At 42.8% G+C, this 24,864-nt stretch carries 28 protein-coding genes and 1 tRNA gene; 19 read left to right on the forward strand and 10 right to left on the reverse strand.

Translation table 11 applies throughout. The features are described 5' to 3' along the window. Nucleotides 1-12: 12 nt before the first annotated feature. The 4 genes from G3W54_RS18050 to hppD all read right to left on the reverse strand — a co-directional run bounded on the left by G3W54_RS18050 (nt 13) and on the right by hppD (nt 3,455). Entirely contained in the window at nt 13-510 is a 498-nt protein-coding gene (locus tag G3W54_RS18050; RefSeq protein WP_162654687.1) for a hypothetical protein, read from the reverse strand. Between the two features lie 187 nt (nt 511-697). Further along, entirely contained in the window at nt 698-1,927 is a 1,230-nt protein-coding gene (locus G3W54_RS18055; protein WP_162654688.1) for an amino acid aminotransferase, read from the reverse strand. A 59-nt stretch (nt 1,928-1,986) separates the two neighbouring features. Continuing rightward, nucleotides 1,987-2,346 carry a Rieske 2Fe-2S domain-containing protein gene (locus G3W54_RS18060; RefSeq protein ID WP_162654689.1) on the reverse strand — a complete coding sequence of 120 codons (360 nt, stop codon included), beginning with the start codon at nt 2,344-2,346 and terminating at the stop codon, nt 1,987-1,989. A 5-nt stretch (nt 2,347-2,351) separates the two neighbouring features. Continuing rightward, nucleotides 2,352-3,455 carry a 4-hydroxyphenylpyruvate dioxygenase gene (gene hppD / locus G3W54_RS18065; RefSeq protein WP_162654690.1) on the reverse strand — a complete coding sequence of 368 codons (1,104 nt, stop codon included), beginning with the start codon at nt 3,453-3,455 and terminating at the stop codon, nt 2,352-2,354. 373 nt (nt 3,456-3,828) lie between these two features. Between hppD and G3W54_RS18070 the strand changes: the two genes are divergently transcribed. The 5 genes from G3W54_RS18070 (at nt 3,829) to G3W54_RS18090 (ending at nt 7,825) form a co-directional block, all read left to right on the forward strand. Then, nucleotides 3,829-4,209: a MarR family winged helix-turn-helix transcriptional regulator gene (locus G3W54_RS18070; RefSeq protein ID WP_210253526.1), complete on the forward strand. Its 381-nt coding sequence runs from the start codon at nt 3,829-3,831 to the stop codon at nt 4,207-4,209. Nucleotides 4,210-4,360: 151 nt separating this feature from the next. Then, a complete protein-coding gene (hmgA, locus tag G3W54_RS18075) occupies nt 4,361-5,680 on the forward strand; it encodes a homogentisate 1,2-dioxygenase (RefSeq protein ID WP_244627992.1) in 1,320 nt (439 codons plus the stop codon). 35 nt (nt 5,681-5,715) lie between these two features. Continuing rightward, nucleotides 5,716-6,726, forward strand: a complete 1,011-nt coding sequence (locus G3W54_RS18080) for a fumarylacetoacetate hydrolase family protein (RefSeq protein WP_162654693.1) — start codon at nt 5,716-5,718, stop codon at nt 6,724-6,726. Further along, entirely contained in the window at nt 6,719-7,357 is a 639-nt protein-coding gene (gene maiA / locus G3W54_RS18085; protein ID WP_162654694.1) for a maleylacetoacetate isomerase, read from the forward strand. Before G3W54_RS18080 ends, maiA begins: the two co-directional genes overlap by 8 nt. A gap of 24 nt (nt 7,358-7,381) precedes the next feature. Continuing rightward, nucleotides 7,382-7,825, forward strand: a complete 444-nt coding sequence (locus G3W54_RS18090; protein ID WP_162654695.1) for a MarR family winged helix-turn-helix transcriptional regulator — start codon at nt 7,382-7,384, stop codon at nt 7,823-7,825. Nucleotides 7,826-7,873: 48 nt separating this feature from the next. Here G3W54_RS18090 and G3W54_RS18095 read toward each other — a convergent pair whose 3' ends face one another. Continuing rightward, the gene (locus G3W54_RS18095; protein WP_162654696.1) at nt 7,874-9,094 is read right to left on the reverse strand and encodes an ROK family transcriptional regulator; all 1,221 of its coding nucleotides are present in this window, start codon (nt 9,092-9,094) and stop codon (nt 7,874-7,876) included. A gap of 251 nt (nt 9,095-9,345) precedes the next feature. Between G3W54_RS18095 and G3W54_RS18100 the strand changes: the two genes are divergently transcribed. The 6 genes from G3W54_RS18100 (at nt 9,346) to G3W54_RS18125 (ending at nt 14,670) form a co-directional block, all read left to right on the forward strand. Then, nucleotides 9,346-10,374, forward strand: a complete 1,029-nt coding sequence (locus G3W54_RS18100; protein ID WP_162654697.1) for a sugar ABC transporter substrate-binding protein — start codon at nt 9,346-9,348, stop codon at nt 10,372-10,374. Nucleotides 10,375-10,484: 110 nt separating this feature from the next. After that, on the forward strand, nt 10,485-11,546 hold the full coding sequence (locus G3W54_RS18105) for an ABC transporter permease (protein WP_162654698.1): 1,062 nt from the start codon (nt 10,485-10,487) through the stop codon (nt 11,544-11,546). A gap of 112 nt (nt 11,547-11,658) precedes the next feature. Then, complete coding sequence (locus G3W54_RS18110) at nt 11,659-12,423, forward strand: ATP-binding cassette domain-containing protein (RefSeq protein ID WP_162654699.1); 765 nt, start codon at nt 11,659-11,661, stop codon at nt 12,421-12,423. A gap of 6 nt (nt 12,424-12,429) precedes the next feature. After that, complete coding sequence (locus G3W54_RS18115; RefSeq protein WP_244628006.1) at nt 12,430-13,035, forward strand: hypothetical protein; 606 nt, start codon at nt 12,430-12,432, stop codon at nt 13,033-13,035. A 335-nt stretch (nt 13,036-13,370) separates the two neighbouring features. Then, a complete protein-coding gene (locus G3W54_RS18120) occupies nt 13,371-14,108 on the forward strand; it encodes a DUF6879 family protein (RefSeq protein ID WP_162654701.1) in 738 nt (245 codons plus the stop codon). Then, nucleotides 14,089-14,670, forward strand: coding sequence for a hypothetical protein (locus G3W54_RS18125; RefSeq protein WP_162654702.1), 582 nt, complete (start codon nt 14,089-14,091; stop codon nt 14,668-14,670). Before G3W54_RS18120 ends, G3W54_RS18125 begins: the two co-directional genes overlap by 20 nt. Before the next feature lie 80 nt (nt 14,671-14,750). On the opposite strand, the gene G3W54_RS18130 is transcribed toward G3W54_RS18125, so the two are convergent. Next, a tRNA-Arg gene (locus G3W54_RS18130) sits at nt 14,751-14,826 on the reverse strand. Between the two features lie 99 nt (nt 14,827-14,925). On the opposite strand from G3W54_RS18130, the gene G3W54_RS18135 reads away from it, so the two are divergent. After that, nucleotides 14,926-15,705, forward strand: coding sequence for a class I SAM-dependent methyltransferase (locus tag G3W54_RS18135; protein ID WP_162654703.1), 780 nt, complete (start codon nt 14,926-14,928; stop codon nt 15,703-15,705). A 75-nt stretch (nt 15,706-15,780) separates the two neighbouring features. Here the strand turns inward: G3W54_RS18135 and G3W54_RS18140 are convergent, their stop codons facing one another. Beyond that, nucleotides 15,781-16,941, reverse strand: a complete 1,161-nt coding sequence (locus G3W54_RS18140; protein ID WP_162654704.1) for a M20 aminoacylase family protein — start codon at nt 16,939-16,941, stop codon at nt 15,781-15,783. A 132-nt stretch (nt 16,942-17,073) separates the two neighbouring features. On the opposite strand from G3W54_RS18140, the gene G3W54_RS18145 reads away from it, so the two are divergent. Continuing rightward, nucleotides 17,074-18,174 (forward strand): D-alanyl-D-alanine carboxypeptidase family protein, encoded by a 1,101-nt coding sequence (locus G3W54_RS18145; protein WP_162654705.1) that lies wholly within the window; start codon nt 17,074-17,076, stop codon nt 18,172-18,174. Here the strand turns inward: G3W54_RS18145 and G3W54_RS18150 are convergent. Next, entirely contained in the window at nt 18,171-18,458 is a 288-nt protein-coding gene (locus G3W54_RS18150; RefSeq protein ID WP_162654706.1) for a hypothetical protein, read from the reverse strand. The genes G3W54_RS18145 and G3W54_RS18150 overlap by 4 nt on opposite strands. A 247-nt stretch (nt 18,459-18,705) precedes the next feature. Between G3W54_RS18150 and G3W54_RS18155 the strand changes: the two genes are divergently transcribed. The 6 genes from G3W54_RS18155 to G3W54_RS18180 all read left to right on the forward strand — a co-directional run bounded on the left by G3W54_RS18155 (nt 18,706) and on the right by G3W54_RS18180 (nt 23,649). Then, the gene (locus tag G3W54_RS18155; RefSeq protein WP_162654902.1) at nt 18,706-18,903 is read left to right on the forward strand and encodes a twin transmembrane helix small protein; all 198 of its coding nucleotides are present in this window, start codon (nt 18,706-18,708) and stop codon (nt 18,901-18,903) included. 3 nt (nt 18,904-18,906) lie between these two features. Then, entirely contained in the window at nt 18,907-19,482 is a 576-nt protein-coding gene (locus tag G3W54_RS18160) for a cob(I)yrinic acid a,c-diamide adenosyltransferase (RefSeq protein WP_162654707.1), read from the forward strand. A gap of 77 nt (nt 19,483-19,559) precedes the next feature. Further along, the gene (locus tag G3W54_RS18165; RefSeq protein ID WP_162654708.1) at nt 19,560-20,300 is read left to right on the forward strand and encodes a rhomboid family intramembrane serine protease; all 741 of its coding nucleotides are present in this window, start codon (nt 19,560-19,562) and stop codon (nt 20,298-20,300) included. 98 nt (nt 20,301-20,398) lie between these two features. Continuing rightward, a complete protein-coding gene (locus G3W54_RS18170; RefSeq protein WP_162654709.1) occupies nt 20,399-22,915 on the forward strand; it encodes a response regulator in 2,517 nt (838 codons plus the stop codon). Nucleotides 22,916-23,047: 132 nt separating this feature from the next. Further along, a complete protein-coding gene (locus tag G3W54_RS18175) occupies nt 23,048-23,338 on the forward strand; it encodes a YggT family protein (RefSeq protein WP_162654710.1) in 291 nt (96 codons plus the stop codon). Continuing rightward, nucleotides 23,338-23,649 carry a DUF167 family protein gene (locus G3W54_RS18180; protein ID WP_162654711.1) on the forward strand — a complete coding sequence of 104 codons (312 nt, stop codon included), beginning with the start codon at nt 23,338-23,340 and terminating at the stop codon, nt 23,647-23,649. The genes G3W54_RS18175 and G3W54_RS18180 overlap by 1 nt, the downstream gene beginning before the upstream one ends. A gap of 3 nt (nt 23,650-23,652) precedes the next feature. On the opposite strand, the gene ppa is transcribed toward G3W54_RS18180, so the two are convergent. Continuing rightward, on the reverse strand, nt 23,653-24,180 hold the full coding sequence (gene ppa, locus G3W54_RS18185; RefSeq protein ID WP_162654712.1) for an inorganic diphosphatase: 528 nt from the start codon (nt 24,178-24,180) through the stop codon (nt 23,653-23,655). Between the two features lie 119 nt (nt 24,181-24,299). After that, nucleotides 24,300-24,806: a GNAT family N-acetyltransferase gene (locus G3W54_RS18190; RefSeq protein ID WP_162654713.1), complete on the reverse strand. Its 507-nt coding sequence runs from the start codon at nt 24,804-24,806 to the stop codon at nt 24,300-24,302. Between the last annotated feature and the right edge of the window lie 58 nt (nt 24,807-24,864).

Below are 24,864 nucleotides of genomic sequence, written 5' to 3' on the forward strand. Positions count from 1 at the left end.
CATGATATTCCCCTAATGGATTGAAACGTTTTGATGTGAGAGAAGTAATTGTTCGATTAAGCTCATTGGTATTGGTTGAAGTTTTTGATTGAGCGCTCGCAAAGTGATGGCATATCGTTCTGCGGCATGGGAAAGTTCCCAACAGCGAGAAGCGCAGGTAAGTTGATTAAGACAAGTTTCTGCAACATGGTCATTCCCATTCTGGATAGCTGAGATGAGGCCTAAAATCAGACCTTCTTCACGTGTTACGGAATGTTGATCTGTTGGTTTGCTTCTAAGTGGACAGGATGCGCATTCTGACAGTGCATTCACGAATAGGATTAAAGCATCCAGAACTTCTTTTGCCTGAGAGATGTTGTCTAAATGCTTGGTGTGAAGTGCCCAACTTTCTTGAATATGGATTTCTGAATGATGTCTATAGCCGTAAGACCAATTGCGATAACCGAACAAAACAAGTTGCTCGGCGGAGCACTCGAACGGACATGTTGATTCATGTAAATGGGTGGGCATTTTATTTTACTCCAATTGATTGGGTTAAAGGCCCAAACATTAAAGATGCAATTTATAAGTAGACTAATACAGTCATGTATAATTGCAAATATCAACTGGAGTCAATTAGGATAATTTAAAAACACAAATAAAACAATACTTTAGAATAATTCTAAAGTGGACTAAAATTGTATAGTTTAGGATTTTGTTATCTATCTATATTTATATTCAATGCGTTGACGATATGTAGTGCCAGTTTATCAAGCCCACCATCTGGCCCATTATCTGGCAAACCTGCGATATTTATTCTACCATCACCAATGATATAAATTCCATATTCTGAACGCAGCCAATCGATTTGATCTGGACTAAGCGGAAGCCTTGAGAACATTCCGCGTTGGGTTGCCAAAAAGTCAAACTGATCTGAGTTTGAGTGAAGTCGAAGTGCTCGCGTCAGTGCTGTTCGTAGATCTAACATACGCGTCCGCATACTCTCCAGCTCTTGTTGCCAACCTGTTTTAAGTTCCTGATCTTCAAGTATCATTCGAACAGTTGCCGCACCATGGTTTGGGGGCATGGAGTAGTTTTGTCTTGCGGTGGATTTCATCAAACTTCCTGCCAAGCTTGCCTGTGCAGAGTTTCGGGATAAAATAATGGCGGCTCCAACGCGGTCGCAATAAACGCCAAAGTTCTTGGAACAACTTAATGCAATGGTCATTTCTGGGACTTGAGAGATAAGATATCGCAACCCGGCTACATCTTCTTCCAAGCCATCACCAAAGCCTTGATAAGCAATATCAACAAAGGGAAATAGATTGCGTGAAACGAGAACTTTGGAGAGTTCAATCCATTGTTCAAGAGTTAAATTTGCACCGGTTGGATTGTGGCAACAGCCGTGTAAGAGAATAATATCGCCTTCAGGTGCCTTTTTAAGACATTCCATCATCGCATTAAATCGAACCAAACCTGTTTTGGTATCAAAATATGGATAAGTTTTAATCGTCAGGCCGCCGGCTTTTAGGATCGGTGCATGGTTTGCCCATGTTGGATCAGAAACCCATATTGTTGCATCAGTGCGATTACCAGCATGAGCACGTGCAGTTGATAAAACATCTGCAAGAATGCGAAGCGCACCAGACCCGCCGGGGGTCTGCATTGTCCGCACGCGATCCGTGTCATAGTCTTCACCTAAAGCTGTTTGGGTAATTAGATGATTAAATATGCGATCACCGTCGAGGCCCAAATACGCTTTGGTTTTTTGCTCGGTTAGTAATCTGTTTTGCGCTGTTTGAACCGAACGCATGATCGGCGTATTCCCACTTTCATCTTTGTAGATACCGACACCTAAGTCCAACTTATGACTTCGCGGGTCTTCGCGGTAAGCCGCGTTTAGAGCCAAAATTTTATCGGGTGCAGATGCGGGCAATGATTCAAACATTAAATTTCCGATTAACTGATTTTTTGATGGTGGTATGGATCTTTTTGTAATCTAGGTCTTCACTCTTCGATGACAATTCGATTGTTAATAACACGAACAGGCACGATATCAAGGTTGCAGCCAACACCCAATCCTTCAACGCCTTCACCCGTTTCGATATCGAAGCTTGCGCTGTGATTGGTGCAGCGTAGCATAGTTCCATCAGAAGAAAGCAGCTTATCACCTTTGTAATCAAGAGGCAGATATTGGTGCGGGCATGCGTTGACAAACACATGCAATCGTTCATTTTTCCGAACGATCAGGAGCGGAAATCCATCCAGATCTATTGTTAGTGTATTTTGATTTTCGACATCTGAGAAATTGCAGATATCAGTGCCGGATGCAGGCGCGTTGGGGTAACTTTTCCATGCATCCGACATCAGTTTTATTCGGCTGCCAAAACGCCGCGTTGAATTTGGTCTTCTTCAATAGATTCAAACAGTGCCTTGAAGTTGCCTTCACCGAAGCCATCGTCACCTTTGCGTTGAATGAATTCAAAGAAGATCGGGCCGATTACGGTTTTGGAGAAAATTTGCAGCAGAATGCGCGTTGCGCCTCCGTTGACCACACCTTCGCCATCAATAAGAATGCCGTGTTTTTTCATGCGATCTAAAGGTTCTTCATGATCCTTCACACGGTCATGTGATTTTGCATAATAAAGATCAGGAGGTCCGGGCATGAACTTGACACCATTGGCTGCAAGCGTGTCGGTACCTTGGTAAATATCGTTTGTGGCGATGGCGATATGCTGAATGCCTTCACCTTTATATTCCTTCAGGTATTCCTCAATCTGACTTGTATCGTCTGAACTTTCATTGATTGGAATACGAATTTTCCCGCAAGGTGATGTCAATGCGCGACTGGTGAGGCCAGTAAGCTTACCTTTAATATCAAAGAATCGTATTTCTTTGAAGTTAAAGGCTTCGTCATAAAATTTATACCACGTATTCATATTACCTCGCATTACGTTATGCGTAAGGTGATCCAGATAGAAAAAACCTGCACCTTCTGGCTTAGGGTCGCGTTCAGATATCCAGTTATAGTCCTTATCATAAGGCGAGCGACCTTCATCATATTCGTCTATGAAATACAATAGTGAACCACCGATGCCATAAACAGCTGGCGCATCTATGGTTTTATCAGAACCTGTATATTCTTCTGCGCCATAATCCTTAGCGCATTTTAACGCGTTTTGTGCGTCAACAACGCGCCAAGCCATAGATGGTGCGCAAGGGCCGTGTTCTTCAACAAACCGGGATGAGGGTGTGTTTGGTTCGCGATTGACGATGTAATTCACATCACCTTGACGAAATAATGAAATATCTTTTGTTTTGTGCCGAGCAACTTCGACAAACCCCATTGATTGAAACAATGGTTCAAGTTTGTCTTTTTCCGGATGGGCGAATTCTACAAATTCAAAACCATCGGTGCCTGCAATGTTTAGTTCATCAATTTTTGCTTTTGGAGCGTCGTGAGGAAATGGACCCATGATCTACACCTAATATTGTAAGCGTGGATCCGTGCCCATCCAGCGCAAAAATAACGTTCCCGGCCCGCGGGTTGGTGATTGCTTCAAATGGTTTGTTGAGAAGCTAGATGAGATTAAATTAGCAAATAATCATGCGAAGTCAAGATTAATGATGTGAAATACATGTAACAATGTATTAAATTTTGCTTTAATCCATTCTTGTTGATGGTTACACATAAGATAGCCATTTGCATAACTCGCAGAATTATAGTGGATGACAAGGTATATTGAGGCCCCGGAAATGAATCTCACAAGTGATAATTTAAATAGGCAACTTGAAAAAGTTAAGAAACTGGAGTCGCTGAAAACTTTTCAATTGGCGCGGTTAAGCAAAATGCTTGAGCATCATGGGCAGTCTTTGATTGAGGATTCTAATATTAATCTTACCGGTTACCGCATGCTTGTTATCATTGATATTTTTGAGGAAATAACTCTGTCAGATCTCAGCCGCGTTATGCTTATCGACGGTGCACAAATAAGTCGGGCAGCTAAAGACCTTGTCGCGAAGAATTATATTGAATACCGCGCCGTTCCTGGCAATCAGAGAAAAAAATTCCTCGCTCATACTGCTGAAGGTTCAAAACTGTTGCAAATTTTAAAGCCCCGCTTTGCAAAGAGAGAAGCAGATATTGAGAAGATATTGAAAAATGAGGGGGTTCATGAGATGTGGACCGGGCTCAATCTCATAACAGATTTCATCTCGCAAGATTTGTAGGCTACACGTTGTATCTTGCATATGTAAATCCACTGTACACTTGGATAAATTCCTGACGTCCATTCGATGATCGCCAAATTATATGAAAATGCTTGTACTTTACTAGTTACATTTGTTATAGTTACATATGCAACGAAATGAGGAAGCAGCTATGTCGCATTCGAATATAATGGAATATATGCCTGGATTTGGTAATGATTTTGAATCCGAAGCGCTGCCGAACGCGTTGCCGCAAGGGATGAACAGCCCGCAGAAGTGCGAATATGGTTTATATGCAGAACAGCTTTCCGGTACGGCATTTACAGCACCTCGTGGCCAAAATGAACGAACCTGGTGTTATCGCATCAGACCTTCGGTTAAACATACAGGCAAATTTAACAAAATTAATATGCCATATTGGAAATCGGCTCCGACTATTGAAGAGGATGTTATAAGTCTTGGTCAATATCGGTGGAATCCGGTTCCCCATGCTGAGCAAGATACAACATTTGTTACAGGTATGCGCACTATGACAACTGCTGGTGATGTGAACACCCAAGTTGGTATGGCTGCACATATTTACCTTGCCACGAAGTCGATGACGGACGAATATTTCTATTCCGCCGACAGCGAACTTCTCGTGATACCTCAAGAAGGGCGCCTGCGTTTTGCAACGGAGTTGGGGATTATTGATTTAGAGCCAAAGGAAATTGCAATTCTGCCAAGAGGACTTGTCTATCGTGTTGAAGTGCTTGAAGGTCCGGCGCGTGGATTTGTATGTGAGAATTATGGTCAGAAATTCGATATGCCTAATCGTGGTCCAATTGGAGCTAACTGTTTGGCAAATCCAAGAGATTTTAAAACGCCAGTTGCAGCATTTGAAGATCGAGATGTTGTTTCGAAAGTTATCGTAAAATGGTGTGGCCAATTTCATGAAACAACAATTGGCCATTCACCTTTAGATGTTGTTGCATGGCATGGTAATTATGCGCCGTGCAAATATGACCTACGAACATTTAGTCCGGTTGGGGCGATCTTGTTTGATCACCCAGATCCGTCAATTTTTACTGTTTTGACCGCGCCATCTGGTGTTGAAGGAACGGCAAATATTGATTTCGTTCTTTTCCGTGAACGTTGGATGGTTGCTGAAAACACGTTTCGCCCGCCATGGTATCATAAGAATATCATGTCGGAACTTATGGGTAATATTTATGGGATTTATGATGCCAAGCCTGAGGGATTTGTTCCAGGCGGGATGAGCTTGCATAACATGATGTTACCTCATGGTCCGGATGCTCCGGCATTTGAAGGTGCTACAAATGCAGAGTTGCAAGCTGAAAAACTAGATAATACGATGTCATTCATGATTGAAACTCGTTTCCCTCAACATCTAACTAAATTTGCCGCGCAAGAAGCGCCGATACAAGATACATATCAAGATTGCTGGAATGACATTGAGAAGAAATTTGATGGCACTCCGGGCACAAAATAAACCAGACGTCTAAGAACACGATAGGATTTGTGAATATGAAACTAGCTACGTTAAAAAATGGTACCCGCGATGGTGTCCTTGTTGTCGTATCCAAAGATCTAACCCAGTGCACAACAGTTGGCCATATCGCGCCAACTCTGCAATCTGCCTTAGATAATTGGCAGACAGTTGCTCCGAGATTGGAGCGCGTTGCGCAAGGGCTAGAAACAGGCGGTCAACCTGTTCAGCGGTTCCATGAGAATGAAGCTATGTCGCCATTACCTCGCGCTTATCAATGGGCAGACGGGTCAGCCTATGTCAATCATGTCGAATTGGTTCGAAGAGCGCGAAATGCAGAAATGCCGCCTAGCTTTTGGACAGATCCTTTGATGTATCAGGGCGGTTCAGACACATTTTTATCTCCCCGCGACCCGATTTCAGCCATTGATGAAGCTCATGGCATTGATATGGAAGGTGAAGTGGCTGTTGTGGTTGATGACGTTGCCATGGGCGCGACACCAGAAGAAGCGGCAAAATCTATTCGTCTGATTATGCTTGTAAATGATGTTTCATTGCGGGGATTAATTCCGGCTGAACTTGGCAAGGGGTTTGGCTTTTTCCAATCAAAGCCATCATCTGCATTTTCTCCAGTTGCGGTAACGCCAGAAGAATTAGGTGATGCTTGGAAAGATGGAAAAGTACATCTACCCTTATGCGTTGACTATAATGATGCACCATTTGGACGCGCAGATGCGGGTGTTGATATGACATTTGATTTTGGGACTCTCATCGCACATGCTGCTAAAACTCGCCCGTTGGGTGCTGGTGCGATCATCGGATCAGGTACAGTTTCAAACAAGCTAGATGATGGACCGGGCACTCCGATCAAAGACGGTGGTGTCGGCTATTCCTGTATTGCTGAAATCCGCATGATCGAGACAATCAATGATGGCAAGCCAAGTACGAGCTTTATGAAGTTTGGTGATACGGTTCGTATCGAAATGAAGGATCGAAATGGGGCATCCATCTTCGGCGCAATTGAGCAAGTTGTACAAAAATATGGGTGAGATCGTACTATATGATTACTGGCGTTCATCCGCCAGTTATCGGTTGCGTATTGCACTTAATCTTCTTGAATTGGATTATAAAACGGTCTCTGTTGATCTTTTAAAGAAGGATCATAAATCAGATGAACACCTGAGTAGAAACCCGCAAGGTCTGGTGCCTGTTCTCGACATTGATGGACAACAGTTTACGCAGTCACTTGCTATACTCGATTATTTACGCAAAACACGTGGGTTATTTTTATATTCGGAAGATGCTGCACAAAGAGCAAAGGTAACCGCACTTGCACACGTTTTGGCTGTTGATGTTCATCCTGTTTGTAATTTGGGTGTTGTTGCTCATGTTTCACAGATATTGCCAGAGCAGGAAAATGTACGGGAAGATTGGATGGAACATTTCATATCTAAAGGTTTATATGCCTTTGAATCTTTGTTATCCGACATAAAGTTGACGCCATTTATCGACGGCGGAAAGCCCGGCATTGCAGAAATCTGCCTTATCCCGCAGCTCTATAATGCAGATAGATGGAATGTAGATTACTCTGATTGTCCGAATATAATTAGCCTTGCAACTGCATGTGGGGAACTGGATGCTTTTGTTCGTGCTCAGCCGGAACAAGTTCACACTTCGTAATCGTATGATTTGGATTGAGAAAGCATGAAGAAATTAGGAATATCTGAATTTGAACTTAGTTCCTTCTTGCCATTTGAGCTTTATCAAGCTTCGGAAGTGTTAAGCCAATCCTTTGCTAAAATATATCGAGATCGATATGATATCACGCGAGATGAATGGCGTGTCTTTGCGCATCTCGGCCAAGGAGATATATTAAATTTTACCGAGATAAGTGAAGCCTCCAAACTCAATAAAACCACCGTGTCACGCGCTGTTTTCAAGCTCGAGAAGCGCAACTGGATATCTCGATCTTTCGACAGTAGGGATCGCAGAATTCAGTACCTTTCACTGACTGATCTTGGGACAAAAGTTTATAAAGAGCTGTCTGACGCCGCCTTGATTTTTAATCAGCACCTAATAGATCGGTTAGGTGAAGGTGATTATCGGACGGCTGTTTCCGCGTTGCAAAAACTTCAAAATCTCGATTGAGTTCAGTATTTTAAGGGTGTCGTGACTTGGTGAAACACTCAGAAAACCTCAAGTCATTTCCTTGAATAGTACATTTTGATTAAGCAGGAACTTTGATAGTAACGGTTGGCAGGCGCCACCAATTACGCGTGCGTTATGCCCGACTATTCCCTCAAGAACATTTGGGCTATTCAGGCCGCGCGTATCAAGGCTTTCTAATTCTATCTTTATGGCCTCCACAATTCGATGTCGGATTTGTGAGGGAAATGCTCCGTCAATTATAGCGGCTTCAAAATCTATAACCGCGCATGATGCAACGATAGCTCTAGCCAGATGGCGCGCTGTGTTCTCAATCCAGTCATCTAAGAAGATTCCAAGACCGTCCCACGCTTTGGCAGAATGCCAAAGGGGTGAACGATCAATGCCTTCGGATTGAAGTTTTTTTTCTAATGTGAAAATCGAGGCGTGATCGATCAGCGTCGTAATCTTGCCATTCTCATCAATTGCCGGCATTGGTCCAAAGACGCCCGCATTGCCTGTACGACCGGAATATACTGAGTGATTTAGAACAATGCCGCCACCAACGAATGTGCCGATAAAGAAATAAACGAAATCACTAAGCTCTAACCCGTGACCAAAAACGAGCTCTGCACCACATGCGGCTGTGGCATCGTTTTGTATGAATATCGGATATGAAAAGAGTGAAGATAACTCGACTTTGAAATCAAAGTTACGCCACGCGTCCATTTCATTTTGTGGCGCGTTTATTTTCTCCGCCCAATTCCAAAGCTCAAATGGCATTGAAACGCCAATTCCTGAAATTCTGCTTCGCTGTTTTGAGCTAAAATGCTGACATAATTGTTTAATGCCAGCGTCAGCAAATTTCAAAATGTCCTGTGGGAGGGGATATTGATAAGTGGATGTCAGTTTGCCTAGTTCTCTACCGAGAAAATCAACCAAAACTAAATCTGCACTTCTGCGGCCAATTTTCAAGCCAACTGAATATGCCCCATCAGGTTTAAGTGACATGGGAACAGAAGGTTGCCCGACTTTTCCTTTTTGTGGTGTGCCTTTTAAAAGTAACCCATCCTTCTCAAGGCTGCGCATAATCACAGATACGGTCTGAGGTGTTAATCCTGAGCGCTTTGCAATTTCTGATTTTGGAAGACTGCCATGGCGCCGCACGAGGGATAGAACGAGGCGCTCGTTGTAAGCGCGGACGCGCACCTGATTGGCTCCACCGCTTGGATCAGCTGCTTTTTGGATTGGTTGTTGTTCTACAAAAGACAATTTATTTCCTCATTCCAATTCTTATAAATACCCTGATACTTCTCGTCCAATCATTTGCTATGGTTTATTACTACTATTACGCAGATCAATTAATAAATCAATTGGATTTATTAATTGACAAGTCGTATTTTGTTGTGTTTATTTGTGAAAAGGAAGAGCAGAATGATGACCTGCGGGCTGTCTAAATTTGTTCAATCCATCACGGCTGAAAGTGGTTTTTGGCCGGTTATGATTTTTCGGGAGGAATCGATATGAAAAAATCAATTATAAAGGCAAGTCTTGCTGCATTGGCACTTACAGCGATGTCTGCAACAAGTTCATTTGCAATGGATAAAGTTGGCGCGTGTTTGATTACTAAAACAGATACGAATCCATTCTTTGTTAAAATGAAAGAAGGTGCAACTGCGAAAGCTGAAGAGCTTGGCATCGAATTAAAATCATTTGCTGGTAAGGTTGATGGCGATCATGAAACTCAGGTTGCAGCTATTGAAACGTGTATTGCAGATGGTGCGAAAGGTATCCTTTTAACTGCATCTGATACATCTTCAATTGTAACGGCAGTTACTCAAGCCCGTGATGCTGGTCTTGTTGTTATTGCACTTGATACTCCGCTTGAGCCAATTGATTCAGCCGATGCTACATTTGCAACAGATAATTTCCTTGCTGGCGAACTTATCGGCCAATGGGCTGCTGCTAAACTTGGCATGGAAGCAAAGAACGCGAAGATTGCAATGCTTGATTTGGCTGTAAGCCAACCGTCTGTTGGCGTACTGCGTGATCAGGGCTTCCTCAAAGGTTTTGGTATCGATCTTGGCGATCCTAATAAATGGGGCGATGAAACAGATTCGCGCATCGTTGGCAATGACGTGACCGCAGGTAATGAAGAAGGTGGTCGTAAAGCCATGGAGAACCTTCTTGCAAAAGATCCAATGATCAATGTTGTTTACACAATTAATGAGCCTGCTGCTGCTGGTGCTTACGAAGCACTTAAATCAATTGGTCGTGAAAATGATGTTCTGATTGTGTCTGTTGATGGTGGGTGCCCGGGCGTTGCCAACGTTAAAGATGGTATCATCGGTGCAACATCGCAACAATATCCGTTGCTAATGGCATCTCTTGGTATTGAGGCAATTGCTGCATGGGCAAAAGATGGGACGAAGCCTGCGCCGACACCAGGAAAAGATTTCTTTGACACAGGTGTTGCATTGGTGACAGATCAAGCAGTTGATGGCGTTGAGTCAATTAATGTTCAGGAAGGCATGGATCGTTGCTGGGGCTAATTGCTCTTAAGTATATTATGTGATCATCTATAGGGCGGCCCGTTAACGCGAAAATAACAGGCCGTCCTAATTTTTGACCTAAATTTACCGAAATCACGATAGGTACCAACATGACTGAACCTCAAGATTTTGAAAAAGTTATTAAAGATAGCCCGCAGTCAGTTGCTGATTTCAGCGAAGACCATCAAGGGTTTGCCCATCGGTTGCATGTGTTTTTACATCAAACCCCATCTGCGGTACCCCTTATCGTACTTGTTATTTCTATAGCTATTTTTGGAATTTTACTGGGATCGAAATTTTTCTCCCCGTTTGCATTAACTTTGATCCTTCAGCAAGTTGCGATTGTCGGGATTGTTGGTGCTGCGCAATCCCTTGTGATTTTAACCGCCGGTATTGATCTATCCGTCGGCGCGATCATGGTTTTATCATCCGTCGTCATGGGGCAATTTACCTTTCGCTATGGTTTGCCTGTAGAAATTGCGGTCGCAGCTGGTCTGGCGGTCGGAACGATTTGCGGGTACATAAATGGTTGGTTGATCGCGGTGATGAAGCTTCCTCCATTTATTGTAACGCTTGGAATGTGGCAAATTATTCTTGCAACAAATTTCCTTTATTCCGCTAATGAAACTATCCGAAGTCAGGATATCGCCAAGAATGCTCAGTTGCTGCATTTCTTCGGTGAGAAAATTAAGGTCGGAGGCGCTGTCTTTACCTATGGCGTAATCTTCATGGTTCTGTTGATTATCCTGCTTGCTTATATGCTGAGGGAAACTGCCTGGGGACGGCATGTCTATGCCGTTGGTGATGATCCTGATGCGGCTGAACTCTCTGGCGTTCGGGTGAAACGCACGCTTATCTCGGTATATGCCCTTGCGGGTCTTATATGTGCCTTTGCGGGATGGGCACTTATCGGTCGCATTGGTTCTGTTTCCCCCACATCAGGGCAATTATCAAATATTGAATCTATCACGGCGGTGGTGATTGGTGGTATTTCACTCTTTGGTGGTAGAGGCTCCATTTTGGGTATGCTATTCGGCGCGCTCATAGTTGGTGTGTTCACTTTGGGGCTGAGACTTCTGGGCGCAGACGCACAATGGACTTACCTGCTTATAGGGGCTTTGATTATTGGTGCCGTAGCTCTGGATCAGTGGATTAGAAAGGTGGCAGGATGATTATGTTAGAAGTGGTCCACCCTCTTGATGGGAAACCCATCTGCCGGGTTGTCGGCAAAGCCTCCTTGGATCAATGGATCAGAAAGGTAGCAGGATGATGGGAGATAAGCATATGGAACCAATTCTCACCGGTCGTAATCTTGTTAAGCGATACGGCAAAGTGACAGCACTTGATCATTGTGATTTTGATCTGTACCCGGGTGAAATTCTTGCGGTTATCGGCGATAATGGTGCTGGTAAATCAACGCTTATTAAGGCTGTTTCAGGTGCTGTTACGCCAGATGAAGGCGAGATATTCCTTGATGGAAAATCGGTACATTTTACCTCCCCTATTCAGGGGCGGGAACATGGAATTGAAACAGTTTATCAAACGCTTGCCATGTCGCCTGCATTATCAATCGCTGATAATATGTTTATGGGCCGTGAATTGCGCAAGCCCGGCATTATGGGTGATTTATTCAGACGCCTTGACCGCAAGAAAATGGAAGAGATTGCACGGGAAAAGCTTTCCGAGTTGGGACTTTTAACAATCCAGAATATCAATCAGGCTGTTGAGACTTTATCCGGTGGGCAAAGACAAGGCGTTGCCGTTGCGCGCGCGGCGGCATTTGGTTCAAAAGTTATCATCATGGATGAACCGACGGCGGCGCTTGGTGTTAAAGAATCGCGAAAAGTCATGGAACTGATCCAAGATGTAAAATCAAAGGGCATCCCAATTGTGCTTATTTCACACAACATGCCACAGGTCTTTGAAGTTGCTGATCGAATTCATGTTCACAGACTTGGCAAACGTTTGTGCGTTATCAATCCGAAAGACTATACAATGTCGGATGCTGTTGCATTTATGACAGGCGCAAAAGAGCCAGAAATTGCTTAATTGAATATGGAACTTCCTGAGCTGAAATCGCATATATTGGAGCTGGCAAAAGATAAACAGCGTTTTATAGTTGGCATTGCTGGACCACCAGCCTCGGGGAAGTCGACACTGGCTGAATCCCTTTGTCAGAATATTAATAATTCTGTTGTTGTTCCTATGGATGGATTTCACCTGCCTAACGATGTGTTGGAACAAAGGGGTGTGCTCGAACGCAAAGGTGCACATTTCACATTTGATGCCGAGGGCTTTATCCAACTGGTAAATCAAATCAGGAACGCTGAAAAACTTGTCGAAGTTCCTGAATTTGACCGTTCTCAAGATAAAGTTGTGTTCAATAAGCTGACGGTAAGTTCTGAAAATAGGATCGTAATTATCGAAGGCAATTATCTTTTTTTAGATGAAGAGCCTTGGTCAGCGCTAAAGTCAATGTTTGATGTGAGCATATGCATTTCCCCACAATTGGAGGAGATAAAACGACGATTGCTAAAACGCTGGCTTGACCACGGATATTCTGAATCCGATGCCCTGCGAAAAGTTCAGTCAAATGATCTGCCCAACGCGCAATATATTCTCGAGCATTCTAGTACTTCTGACATTATGTTAAATGGCTAGAAGAACTTAAATCAAAGTGAGTGGTGACCCCGGCAGGTTCTTGGAAACGACTGTAAATCAGTGTTTTGGGGGAAAGTGTGTAATGCACTCACTATTGTCCGTGTTCAATCGTTTCCGATCACCTAGTTAGCGTTTGATTAGTAGAGGTGTTGACAATTTTGGTAACAAAATATCTATTCTATTGGAAGTTGTAGTGATGAGGGATCGCAAACATGAAAATGCATTTCAGGGCCTCGTTGTCTGTGGCATTGCTGGGCACATTGATTTCACTTGGGGCTGGAGTATTTTCCGCAATTGAACTTCAAGACATATATAAGGCGGTGGTGCTTTCTGTATTGATTGAAATTGTTTTGTTGTTGGCGGCTTTGGGTGTTCTTATTTTTGAGCTGAAATCTGAATTTCATTCGTGGTTATCTTCACTCATAACATTGATAAGAGCATCAAGTAATTTCTCTAGCACAAAGGATGAGATTTTCCGCGAACGATACGACAATATAATGATAGAGCTGAATGAACTTTGTGAAGGAAGATACTCGCTGTCGAATATAAGCGAAGTTTATGACGACGATATAAGATCAATTCGTTTGTTGCAGAAAGGAGATACTTTGCGTTCAATGTGTCCCGTTCAGGGCACCGCGAAGGATGCTGAGAAACAACTAAGCAACAAGAACTTTATTGCTTCAATGGAGGCGCACTATCGTGCAGCTGATAGAAAGGCAAACATTCATCGTATTTATATATTTGAATCAAGCGCGACATTTAAAAGTGATCTGGTTCAAAACCATTTGATGAACTCGGCCTTTCTTCCAAGTTCTTCCACAAAAGAACGGCTACTAAGTGTGTCAATCATATTATTGGATGACGATAGATTTCATGATGCACGTGAGCTTCCTCACGACTTCATAATTTTTGGTGATAGGAAGGTATCAGTGGGGAGAATAGCGCAAGATTCTCGCGTGGCTGGGGGTGATGTTTTTGTTGATCGGCAGTCTGTTGCAAAATACCGAATGGAATATGACCGATTGTTACGTATTTCAGAGGATTACGAAAAATTTGAGCTACAAAAAAGTTGATGTGCTGGACTGGCCTGATACCTCCATCATTGGAGAGGTATTTCATGAAATCAGAAAAGTATCCTCTCTTGATATTGAGTTTCCATTTTCAGTCCAGTTGCTAGAAAATCCAAAATATTCAGTTCTTGGCAGAAATTTACTCATTTTCCCGGGAGCAGTAGATGGCACTCTTCACGACTATATTCATATTTTGTTGGGTAGGAGTTTTCTTCCATTGGATGAAGCCGTGGTCGTGGGGTGTTGCATGGGATCAACTGGAAAGATGTCGAAAATTCAAACTGATTTATTTACTTTTTTGGCAAGCACTATTTATCCGACTTTCTATCGCTTCACCTCTTCGGAAAAAAAGTTGTTTGAATGGGCGGTCTCGCTGGGAAGTACTTACTGCAAATGTGATTTAAGTAAAATTGAAAAGAGTAAACTAGCAAAAATGACCATATCCGAAGCCAGAGATTATTGTTTGTCAGATTGGCAACAGGTTTTGAAGTTTTATAAAGCAGAAGCTAGGCGATTTCCGGACGAAATTTCTTCTGCACGCCTACTAAATTATATACAAAGCTGAGCGCATGCACCGTATTGGCACGTAAGTTCACTTCTCCCCAGCTGCGTTAACTGAATATTGTAATTCCAACACAATAAGGGTGGTGATCCCGGCAGGATTCGAACCTGCGACACCAGGATTAGGAATCCTGTGCTCTATCCCCTGAGCTACGGGACCAGATGATTGTATTCGCACACAATCGGATAATATGTTACCCCATAATAATATTTTCGAAACAATACAATCGCCCAAAACACAATTGACGATGTAATCAAGATGATTTCAGATTTAAATTTCGGTTTGCCGCTTGAGTATCAGCTTATGCCTGATTGGTTTGATGCGCATAATATAAAAGCCGATACAGAAGATAAAAATGCTAGCTTGCTGGAAACTCTTTCCGCCTATGATGTAAAGTCAGTGCTTGATATGACCTGCGGAACCGGCAGTCAGGTGTTTCATTTATCCAAGCATGATTTTGATGTGATTGGGTCAGATTTCAGTCCAGAGCTTTTGAAAATTGCGCGCGAAAAATCAAAAGCTTTGGGCAAAAATCTCTCGTTTATCGATGGTGATATGCGCGATATTCAAGTTGGGCGATTTGACGCGGTCATCACAATGTTCAATGCTATTGGACATGTATCCAAACATGATTTTTTAAAAACGATCGGCAATGTGCGCAACAATCTCAAGCCCGGTGGGTTTTATGTCTTTGATATCTTTAACTTGGAAGCGATGAGCGATGATGCCATAAAATCCCTGGAGGTTGTTCAGGAAAAAGAAGTCGGAAGTGCGCGTTTTCATCAACATCAAATCTCACAGATTGATCATGAAAGAGGTTTGATGATCTCGACGGATCATTATGATATTCATTGGCATGATGGACGACGAGAGCAGTGCCAAAATACCTTTATGTTACAAATCTATACAGCTGACGAGTTGAAAGATTTATTACAGCAATCTGGTTTTGCGGTTGTCAAACAAACCGAGCTCGATGGATCGGAGTTAATCGACGATAAATCGCTGGAAATTTTAACAGTCGCAAAAAAGTTGAGCTGATGTCAGTTCTACTGTGAGAAGCGTTAAAATGCCTGTTATGCCAGCATAAGTTGATATTAAAATGTTATTAAAATCTTATGCGAGTGCTCGCTCTGCAAGTTTAACCCAGTACGAAACACCATAGGGTATAGCTTCGTCATTAAAGTCATATGCTGCGTTGTGAAGTGCGGGTGTATCGCCGTTGCCCATCATAATATACGTGCCTGGTCGCTGTTCGAGCATGTAGGAAAAATCTTCGGCGCCCATGTTTGGTGCAGCCATTCTGTTGACCTTATTTTCGCCGACAATTTCGGCTGCAATATCAGCGGCAAAATCTGTTTGCGTGTTGTGATTGACAGTCACTGGGTAGTTCCGTTTGTAGTGAACCTCTGCTGCCATGTCATAACTTGCCGCAATATTATTGGCGATGCTTTTAAGGCGCGTTTCGGCAAGATCACGTAACTCGTTTTTGAGGGTTCGTATTGTCCCGGAAATAACAGCCTGTTCGGGCAGTACATTCATGGCCGTTCCAGCGTGAAATTTTGTCACTGAAATAACCAGACTTTCAAGCGGGTTGGTGTTTCGTGATGCGACTGTTTGCAGGGCCGTTACCACATTAGCACCTGCCACAATTGTATCTGTTGCAGTATGTGGATATGCGGCATGACCACCGCGCCCCGTCAGTGTTATCTCAAACTCATCAGTGGATGCCCAAATTGCGCCGTGGCAAATGGCAAACTCGCCAACCGGGATACCGGGCATATTATGCATTGCAAAAACTTCATCAATAGCAAATGTGTCGAGCATGCCATCGTCGATCATTGCTTTTGCACCTGCGCCACCCTCTTCAGCAGGTTGGAAGATTAGAGCGACGGTGCCTTTGAAATTGCGTGTTGAAGCGAGGTGTTTGGCCGCTCCTAAAAGCATAGATGTATGGCCATCATGCCCGCAAGCATGCATCTTGCCCTTTGTTTTGGATGCCCAAGGCTTGCCTGATATTTCTTCAATCGGAAGTGCATCCATATCCGCGCGAAGGCCGATGGTTTTGCCGGGGCCACCATTTCCCCTAATAAGCGCAACAAGGCCTGTTTTACCCAAGCCTGTTGTGATCTCATCCACGCCAAACGATCTTAGTTGCTCTTCAACAAATTTCGCTGTTTCAAACACATCATATTGAAGTTCAGGGTTTTGGTGGAGTTTACGCCGCCAATCCGTAATTTCGACATGGAGTTCGTTTAAGCTGTTGAGTATAGGCATAAGAGATCCTTGATGGATTTTATTTATTGCGTAATATGGTGCACAAGTATTAGTGTCGGGCGTAGATTCAATATTGATGGTTTAGTGTAAAAATCACTCAAACAAAACTGAAAACTGGGTTATGGGGTAAAAATGAATCGTTATACTCGGCTGTCTACCACGCAGTGGCTTCGAGCATTTGCTGTGGTCTTATCTGTGATCATATTTTCCAGTTTTAGTTTTCAAAGTACAGCCTTTGCTGGACCTTATATTACCGTTGATGCTGGTTCTGGCCGAGTTATCAACCACGATCAGGCATTTCAGAAGTGGTATCCTGCGTCAATTACCAAGATCATGACAGCCTATCTTGCTTTTAAGGCAGTAAAATCGGGTCGTTTAAGTATGAAATCAATGGTAACGATGAGCAAATATGCCGCATCTAAGCCGGCGAGTAAAATGTATTTTAAGCCGGGAACGCAGTTTACACTCGATTCCGGTCTTAAGTTTCTGTTGGTTAAATCTGCAAATGATGTAGCGGTTGCGATTGCTGAAACGATCAGTGGTTCGGAGCAGGCATTTGTTAATCTTATGAATAGGGAAGCCAGACGTATTGGTATGATATCCACGCGCTTTGCTAATCCTAACGGTTTACCTGGTGGAACTCAGTATACAACAGCGCGAGATTTAGCCGTGCTTGCCGTGACTGTGCGCCGTGAATTTCCACGTTATCAGTCATATTTTTCGTTGGAGGGTTTTTCAACGGGTAAGAAAAAGTACACAAATTATAACCTGCTATTAGGTCGTTTTGCCGGTGCTAATGGTATGAAAACAGGATTCATTTGTGCGTCTGGTTTCAATCTAGTTGGTTCCGCCACACGCGGTGGTAAAAGCATTATCACTGTAGTTTTGGGTGCAAAAAGCCAAGAGGCGCGGGCTGAACTTGCCGCTGAGCTGTTGCAGGCCGGATTTAGAGGCAAGCGGACAAATGCTAAACTATCAACACTTCAGCCCTACGGCGCAACTCGCAACCAACTAGCCAATATCCGCAATCAGATTTGCACTAAAGAAGCTCGAGCTGCCCGCTATGATGGGCGCGATGTTGAAGGGAAAATGGTGCTTAAATCACCATATATAAAGGCAATGCGTCGTGAACCAAGGGTTGTTTCCGCACCGTTTAGCGCTGTTGTCGCAGCAAGTGCAAAATTGCCGAGATCAAGAAATGTTCCTATTCCTGCACCACGTCCCAAACGCTAATTTTTCAAAAAAACCGACCTTACATATGCTAGGATTAGTATCGTTGCAAATGTAAAGGCTAATGCAGTTATCATATGTTCAACATTTGATAGATGCAGCGCTATCTTTACCTTGGATAGCCAAAGGCCGACTTGAAACTGAATATTGATGATAATCATGTTTCCCCAAATGCCAAAACCTTGCCGACCCATGATTGTATCGATGCTATAGGCTAGGAAGAAACTGAGAATTAATGTCAAGGAAAGTGCTGAGAAACCAGCTCCGGTATTAAGATCAAATAACATATAACCGCCCTTATGGTCGGCCCCCATGCGTTAGTTTATCATTTTTTGATCGATCAGGAGGGTAAATAATGTAATCTGCTTGCCGGTATTTTAAGTTAATCGTTAAAAGTTGAACTTTAGCGTTAATATATTGTTATTCGGTGCGTCTTTGCAGCACATTCGGCTTATGCAATTTTCTTGCTATGCGTAATTGATCGAACTACCGCATTACTGCGTAAGAACATTAAGATAGGATATTGAAATGGACATGGCTACAATCACTTATGGTCTGGCAATTATTTTTATGATCGCGGTTGCCGTGGTCTTGGTACGTGGCCTCATTAATATGGTGCGTGCCGGCGATGGAAATCTGTCTAATAAGCTCATGCGTATGCGCATTCTTTTGCAAGCAATCGCTGTGGTTTTGATTGTAGCAACGCTTTGGCTAACCGGCGGAGGGCGCTAATCCATGGTAACGCTGAATAAGATTTATACGAAGACGGGCGATGATGGCACGACGGCTCTGGTTAGTGGTGAACGACGTGTAAAGCATGATTTACGTGTTGAAGCCTATGGCACCGTTGATGAGCTGAATGCTTTTATAGGTGCTGCCAGGCTGGATGTTGCTGATCCTCATGTCGACAATATGTTAAACCTTATCCAGAATGATTGCTTTGATCTGGGTGCTGACTTGGCTAATCCTCAAAGTGATTCTGACATGGAGTTTGAACCTTTGCGAGTTGTCGATACGCAAGTTTCCAAGCTTGAAGGATATATTGACGAACTAAATGCAGAGCTTTCTCCATTAAAGTCGTTTGTATTGCCAGGCGGATCGCGCGCTGCTGCAAACTTGCATCAGGCAAGAACGATTGCTCGTCGTGCAGAGCGTGTTGCTACACATTTGGCAGAACAAGCCAATGAGGAGGTTAATCCGCTGGCCATCAAATACTTAAACAGATTGTCAGATTTCCTATTTGTTGCAGCTCGATGGTGCAATAATAAGGGGGCTGATGATGTGCTTTGGATACCTGGCAAAAACCGCTGAGCATTTTACTTAAAATAAGGCACTTCAATAAATGATGAGTGTGCGTTAGGGTTGGTGTTCAAACCTCGGGCAGTTATATGTTTATACCTTTATATGATGATAACAAGCTGAATCACATTCGCTTTCAGTGGGTGACCTTAGCAATAATTATTTTAAATGTTCTGCTTTGGTTGCTTATGGCAGGGTTTGGTGAGGAAAGCAGCTTTAGCGCTTCAGTTGTTCTTGGTTTTGGTTTCATTCCTTCCATCGCCAGTGGTTTAACCGAACTTTCTCCAGAATTGCTCCTTTTTCCTGAATGGCTAAACTATGTCAGCTATGCCTTTGTACATGGAGGTTTTATCCACCTTGCAGGCAATATGGTTTTTCTTTGGGTTTTTAGCGATAATGTTGAAGATGCGATGGGGCACGTTCGCTTTGTTATTTTCTATTGTGTCTGTGCCGCTGCCGGGGCTTATTTTCATGGACTTTTACAACCAGAGTCCGATGCTCCGCTGATTGGAGCCTCTGGTGCTGCCGCAGGAATGGCATCTGCTTATTTGTTGCTACACCCTCGTGTTAGGATTTGGACGTTGGCATTTGGTCGAATTCCACTACCGTTGCCAAGCTACATTATGATTGGATTATGGATTCTGTTTCAGTTTTACATGCTAATAACGGATTTTGATGGTCAGGTATCCTGGGGTGCACATGTAGGTGGTATTCTCGCAGGAGCTGTTTTGGTTTTCTTCATGAAGCGAAAGTCCGTCAAGCTTTTCCAAAAACCTCGCCTCTTAGATGAAATTCCTGAAAATGATGAGGAGCGAGCGACTTTGGGTTGAAAACCTAATATGCTGATTCTAATCTCTCAGGAATAAAGATAATGATTAGTTAACCATAACATTTTAAGCTTTGCCATCAGGCATAGTTGGTGAGTGATATGGGTCTAAAAGATAATAGCTTAAAGCAAGCACGTCGCATGATGATGGGTATGCGCGCAGGCTATATTGTTGCTTTGTCTGTAATGGTTGTCATGTGTGCAATGCTCTATCTTGAGCAACGTGAGAATGAAAATCGTATAAAAAATACTGTAGAGCTCTCCAATAAACTAAGTGCTGTGAGTAATGGATTCACCCGCGCAGCTAAACTTTCATATGTGACGATCAGAACTTATTCATCAAATGCTGTTGATGAACGCATAAAGGGTATGACGTTTAAGGAGCGGATTGCCTTTTATAAAACAGCAGAACCCGAAATGAAAATTCGAATTGCAAAGACCACTGCAATCCGAATTATGGATAAACTTTATCACCAAACTTTGGACCTTGATGCCCTTTGGTGGCAAGCTCCCAAAGAGTTTAGACAAGAACTTATCGACAGAAATATTATTAATGCGAGCGCCAAGCCATTTTTTAAATATGAAGAAGTTGCGGAAAATATCCTGCTAAAACGAGCAAAATCAGAAGTGCATATGTATGTTGCAGCAAATAAATTTATCGATGAATATGAAAGCTTCATACAATCTCATATTGTTCGTGCTCAAGATTTTTTGAAGCGCTACCTATCAGATTTTGTCGAAAAACAATCAAATGAGCAGAGTGATTTCTTTCTGGTCATATTGACCGCTCTTGTAATTCTGGGTTTCTTTGTCTTTTTGCCAATTGATATCACATTAAGACGGCTCTTTTCCAAACTGGTCGAAAAGACAAATGTTGCTAATAAGGCGTTAAAGGAGGCCCAGGCAGCTGATAAGGCAAAATCGGAATTTCTAGCCACCATGAGCCATGAAATAAGAACGCCTATGAATGGTGTGCTGGGAATGGCGGAGCTGCTGTCTCGTACAGAATTAGATACACGCCAGAAGACCTTTTCTGATGTGATCATCAAATCCGGTAATGCACTTCTTGCGATCATTAATGATATTCTTGATTTTTCCAAAATTGAAGCCGCACAGCTATCACTGGTGGAAGCACCTTTTAATCTGTCTGAGTCCATAGAAGACATTACATCTTTAATGAGTGGAAAAGCAGCGGAAAAAAACATCGAATTATTGGTGAAGGTAGATCAAACAATTCCTCAATCAGTGATGGGAGATCAGGGAAGATTAAGGCAGGTTTTAACCAACCTTGTTGGTAATGCAGTCAAATTTACAGAAGAAGGGCATGTCTTTCTAAAAGCAACAATACAGCCATTACATTCAGAAGATAAAGACGACCATATTCGGATAGGTTTTGAAATCTCGGATACTGGTATGGGCATTCCAGAAGATCAAATCGGTTCGGTGTTTGAAAAGTTTAGTCAAGTTGATGGTTCAAAGTCTCGTAAGCACGAGGGTACAGGTTTGGGACTTGCCATATCTGCGCGGCTTATAGCGCTAATGGGAGGGAATATCAGAGTTACGAGTGAATTAAATGTGGGGTCTACATTCAGTTTCTCAATTGCCTTGCCGATTGACCAAGATGCAAAGAATGTTTCAGATCAACCTTTAGCAAAAGTTGCCCACTCACGTATCCTTATAATCGATGACAACAGCATTAATCGAGCTATCTTGACTGAATATTGTCAGGGATGGGGCCATGATTGTGTTGCCGTGGAAGCTGGTGCAATTGGTCTTAAATTTCTCGAGCATTCAGCACAGGAATTTAGCTCTCCTGTTGATATAGTAATTTTAGACTTCCATATGCCTGACATGAACGGAGCAGATGTTATTCGTGCCATTCGTGCCAATCCAGCTATAGCGAAAACACCAATTCTGATCTTATCATCCGTGGATCAAGCTGATGAACTTGCGGACTTGGGAGATATGGAGGTGGAAGGGTTCCTCACTAAACCTGCGCGTAACAATATTCTTCAGTCAACATTAAACTCAATTCTGAAAAAGAAAATGGTTAGAGAGAGCCGCGAGCAGGTCAGCACAGTTCAGTCAATTGTTGATAACAAACGAAAAGTTAGTACGAGACAATCAATCAAACCGGCATCTAATGACAAGCTACCTGAGGCTATACAACAAGAAGAGGGTGTGGAGCAGCTGGCGAGAAAATCTTCTCAGTTAACAGTACTTGTTGCGGAAGATAATGCTGTTAATCAAATTGTATTTACTGAGGCGCTTAAACAGTTTGAAAGAGACTTTATGATTGTTAGTGACGGCCTTGAAGCAGTAAAAGCATGGCAAGAAGAACGACCCAAAGTTGTTGTGATGGATGTCTCGATGCCAAATATGAGTGGTCATGAGGCAAGTGTAGAAATTCGTAAGATTGAGCAGAAACTGGGTCTAGAGCGAACGCCAATTATTGCTGTCACAGCGCATGCCCAAAAAAGCGATCGAGAAAACTGTCTAGAAGCCGGCATGGATGATTATATGACAAAGCCAATCTCACCAGAAATATTAAATGACAAGATTAGTCACTGGCTTGATGAACAGGGTTCTGAGGGTAAAGTTTCGGGTAATTCAGGCTGATGTAAACCATTCAACGTAAAACCTCTTGCCGCATTTGATGCAAGACACTACATATCAAAAAGAATTAAATTGATTTCGAATATTCTGACGTTGGTTAGATATATTGATGAAATCGACTATGGAGATATTTAAATGATAGCTGTATTTGCTACACTTGACGCTATTCTTGGATTTTATACCTATATCATTATCGGTAGTGTAATATTTTCTTGGCTTTATGCGTTTAACGTCATTAATTCTGGCAATCAGTTTGTGGGTATGATTGGTGAGTTCCTGCATAAGCTGACGGAGCCTGTGCTGCGGCCTATACGGAATATAATGCCGAATTTGGGTGGACTTGATATTTCTCCAATCGTTTTGTTGTTTGGCATTTATTTCATTCGTATTTTTCTGCAAACAACAGTTGCACCATTATTTATCTAATGAGTTGGGTACAAGGCCGGGGCGATGATAGTTCGTATTTGTTTTTGCGCCTAACACCCAATGCTCAACATGATGGCATCAACGGTATTTATGAACATGCGGATGGTAAGAATTATTTACAGATAAGTGTGCGAGCTGTGCCTGAAAATGGTAAAGCTAACAAAGCTGTTACAGTACTTCTTGCAAAAATATTGTCTATTGCAAGATCTGGCGTCAAACTAAAAAGCGGCTCAAAGAGCCGCTTTAAATGTATTCAGATTAATATGCCTGCCAGTTTGATAGAGCAGAAAATCGAATCTCGAGATATTTGATTACTATTTCTTTGCGCGTTCGATAGCTGCCACAATTAGCTCTCTTGCTGCCTCTGCACCCTTCCAATCACCAATCTTAACCCATTTTCCAGGTTCAAGATCTTTGTAGTGCTCAAAGAAATGCTGAATTTGTTTGACGGTTATGTCAGGTAAATCTTTTACATCATGCACATGCGCATAACGCTGTGTAACCGTTGGCGCCGGGACGGCAATAATTTTTTCATCCTCGCCAGAATTATCTTCCATAACGAGAACACCAATTGGGCGTACATTTATGACGCAACCTGGAACCAATGGACGTGTGTTACAAACAAGAACATCAATAGGGTCACCATCGTCAGACAATGTATGTGGGACAAATCCGTAGTTACCTGGGTATGTCATAGGTGTGTAGAGAAAGCGATCTACGACCAATGTGCCTGAATCCTTATCAAGCTCATATTTAATTGGATGGCCGCCAACTGGAACCTCAATGATCACGTTGACATCTTCTGGCGGATTATTGCCAATTTTAATTGCGTCTACTCTCATAGAAGGGAACTCCGGAATTATTGTAGAAATATTACAGCACCTTATTGCGTTGCAGCAAGGATTTGTAAAGTCTGAAAGTAGGAAAAAATTAAATCGTCTGAGATAGAGGGCAGGTTACCCTATGACCAGGCATAGGCAACTTTGCCAAATTCTTTTTCGTCAAATACTTCATGACCAATAGCAATTTGTTGACCGCCAAGTGCTTCGTAGAAGTTTACTGCACTCTGATTGTCTTGCAAACACCAGACCACGCAACCACGATGATCAAGTGAATTTAAATATCTGCGAGATTCTGTAAATAATTTACGACCTAACCCGATGCCCATAAATTCCGGGCGAAGGTATAATTCATATATCTCACCCTCTTGAGAAAGATTTCTGACGCGATTAACACCAAACGTCGTATAGCCAGCAACCTCTCCACCAACATCCACAACCATGACATTTGCTGAGCCGGTTATGGCGCGTTTCCACCATGATACATTTCTGCGTTCAAACATCTGGCGCAAAGTTATATGGGGAAGCAGACCATTATAAGTATAGGTCCAAGCTTGCTTATGAACATCTGAAACATCCACGCAATCTTCTATCTCGGCAGGTCTGATATCTATCGTAAGAGCATCCATGGTCTCAGTTAAAGAGATTTTCGCTCATTAGAAAAGTAGGAATTTTTATATAATAAAG

It is taken from the genome of Lentilitoribacter sp. Alg239-R112 (assembly GCF_900537175.1).
GTDB lineage: Bacteria > Pseudomonadota > Alphaproteobacteria > Rhizobiales > Rhizobiaceae > Lentilitoribacter.